Annotated in this window: 3 protein-coding genes and 1 pseudogene; 2 read left to right on the top strand and 2 right to left on the bottom strand. The window is 65.5% G+C overall.

Annotated features, from left to right (window positions below; translation table 11 throughout):
- Positions 1-117 precede the first annotated feature (117 nt).
- A complete protein-coding gene (locus tag NW858_RS11985; protein ID WP_414520585.1) occupies positions 118-1,062 on the bottom strand; it encodes a Clp protease N-terminal domain-containing protein in 945 nt (314 codons plus the stop codon).
- Positions 1,063-1,086: 24 nt separating this feature from the next.
- The gene (clpS, locus tag NW858_RS11980) at positions 1,087-1,389 is read right to left on the bottom strand and encodes an ATP-dependent Clp protease adapter ClpS (RefSeq protein WP_414520584.1); all 303 of its coding nucleotides are present in this window, start codon (positions 1,387-1,389) and stop codon (positions 1,087-1,089) included.
- A gap of 168 nt (positions 1,390-1,557) precedes the next feature.
- On the opposite strand from clpS, the gene NW858_RS11975 reads away from it, so the two are divergent.
- Together NW858_RS11975 and NW858_RS11970 are read left to right on the top strand one after the other, a co-directional pair.
- A complete protein-coding gene (locus NW858_RS11975; RefSeq protein ID WP_414520583.1) occupies positions 1,558-2,013 on the top strand; it encodes an NUDIX domain-containing protein in 456 nt (151 codons plus the stop codon).
- Positions 2,010-2,278 (top strand): annotated as a pseudogene (locus NW858_RS11970) (hypothetical protein); the annotation flags it as partial. The gene NW858_RS11975 and the pseudogene NW858_RS11970, both read left to right, overlap by 4 nt.

Here is a 2,278-nt window from a genome sequence, read left to right as displayed (position 1 = left end):
ATATGTGTATAAGATACAGTATCCCTCTTTATTCCCCGCCTCAACTTGGAATGGTCACAGCGGGCTATCCGAGTGCTACAGGAGCGGCTGATAAAAGACAACTCCCTGCCGGAACTGCTAGAGGCCATCGCCCAGTTGGGCCTGATCAAGCCAGGTGAGCTGGAAGACGCCCTCTGGCTCAACCTGCTCACCGATTTCGATCGCTATCTCTTTGAGCGGGCAGGCACCTGTTCCTTTGAAGTGCAGGGACGGGTTGCCCAAGAAGCCCCCATTGGCGGGTTTGAGTTGGAACCGCTGCTGCAAGAAGCGGCTCGCCGCCACGACCGCTGGGCGGAGTTGAAGGCGGTGATCCCCACGCTGCTGGCGGTGCCAGTGGTCAACTGGGATCGGGTCAACCGCTATCGCCTCACCGACGAACAGCGGGTTGTTCTTGCGCCGGCGACAGAGCACCTGGATGGTGCGCTCGATCTCCGCCTCGCGGCCGACCAGCGGATCGATCTTGCCGGCAAGGGCCAGCTCGTTGAGGTTGACGGCATACTCCTTGAGCGGATTCCCGCGCGACTCCTCGCCGCCCTCTTCACCGGCACTCTTACTCTCGCTCTCCTCCTTCGCCGGAGCCGCCTTGCCGCCCTTTCTGGTCACGCCATGCGCGATGTAGTTGACCACGTCGAGCCGGGAAATGTCCTGCTGGCCGAGCAGGTAGACCGCATGTGAATCCTTCTCGCCGAAGATCGCCACCAGCACATTGGCGCCGGTGACCTCCTTCCGTCCCGAGGACTGGACGTGGTACACCGCCCGCTGCAGCACGCGCTGAAAGGCGAGCGTGGGCTGGGTGTCGCGCTCGTCGTTCGGCGCGAGTACCGGCACGGTCTGGGCGATGACCGCCTTGAGCTCGCGGCCGAGGGATTCGAGATTGGCGCCGACTGCGCGCAGTACCTCGGCGGCGGAGGGATTGTCGAGCAAGGCGAGCAGAAGGTGCTCGACGGTCATGAACTCATGGCGCTGCTCGCGCGCCTGCTTGTAGCACAGACCGATGGTGAGCTCGAGGTCTTTACTGAACATGGCTCGCTCTCCTCGTTCCGGCCCTCATGCCCGTTCCATCGTACACAGCAGGGGGTGCTGATGGCTGCGCGCGAACTCGTTGACCTGAGCGACCTTGGTCTCGGCCACCTCGCGCGTGTATACCCCGCAGACACCGCGCCCGCGGGTATGGACCTGGAGCATGATCCGGGTGGCCCGCTCCCGGTCCATGGCGAAGAACACTTCGAGCACCATGACGACGAAATCCATCGGCGTGTAATCGTCGTTGAGCAGCACGACCTGGTACATCGGCGGCCGATCGACATCGACCTTGCCGGCATCGACCAGCAGACCCTCGTCGCGTTCCACGCTCGAGCGGGTATTCCGGCTCATGGACCGATCGCAGGCTCCAGGGCTCAAACTACCCGTTCTAGAGTATAGGTCCGAGATCGTGATCGGTTCCGTGAACGCGCTTCCAGCTCACACCTTGACGAGGCCGCCGGCGGCGAGGCTTCCGCTCGTCGCGGGTGCCCGCCGGTGAGGCCGCCCCGTCTGACCGTCGCCGTCCTGGCCTGGGACGGGCAGCGGCTGCTGTTCGTCGAGGAGGAGATCGAGGGCAGGCGGGTCCTCAATCAGCCGGCCGGCAGGGTCGAGGCCGGAGAATCGCTGCTGCAGGCCGCCTCCCGCGAGACCCTGGAGGAGACCGGCTGGATGGTGCAGATCGAGGCGCTCGTCGGGGTCTACGAATGGCGCGATGTGGACCGACATACGGTGCGCTTCGCCTTCGCCGCCCGTCCGATCGCGCCGCGACCGGGGGTATCCCTCGATCCCGGCATCCGCTCGGTGCTCTGGCTCGAGCCCGAGCGTTTCCGCAGCCACCCCCTGCCGCATCGCTCCCCGCTGGTGGCACGCTGCGCGGAGGATTTCCTGCGCGGCCGACGCCTCCCGCTCGATCAGGTGGTCTGCGATCTCGGCAACCGCGTGCCGCCATGAGCATCCTCGCCGCGCTCTCCGGGGGGGTGGACTCGGCCGTGGCCGCCTCGCTGCTGGTGCGCGAGGGCCTCGCCGTGGAGGGGCTGTTCATGCGCAACTGGGAGGAGGAAGATCCCGCCCGTCCCTGTCCGGCCGAAGCGGATGCCGCCGACGCCGAAGCGGTCGCCCGCATCCTCGGCATCCCCTTCCACCGCCGCCATTTCCCGGTCGAGTACAGGGACTCTCTCTTAAACACATCTGACGCAGCCCACGATCAAAAAAGTGT

It is taken from the genome of Synechococcus sp. H55.10 (assembly GCF_047502715.1).
In the GTDB taxonomy this organism is placed as follows: Bacteria; Cyanobacteriota; Cyanobacteriia; order Thermostichales; family Thermostichaceae; genus Thermostichus.
Note: the sequence above shows the minus strand (reverse complement) of the source record. Positions and strands in the feature narration are given on the sequence as shown.

What these genes read in the sequence shown, in the direction of transcription:
- NW858_RS11985 (WP_414520585.1), bottom strand. Translation starts at nt 1,062, where the DNA reads ATGTTCAGTAAAGACCTCGAGCTCACCATCGGTCTGTGCTACAAGCAG.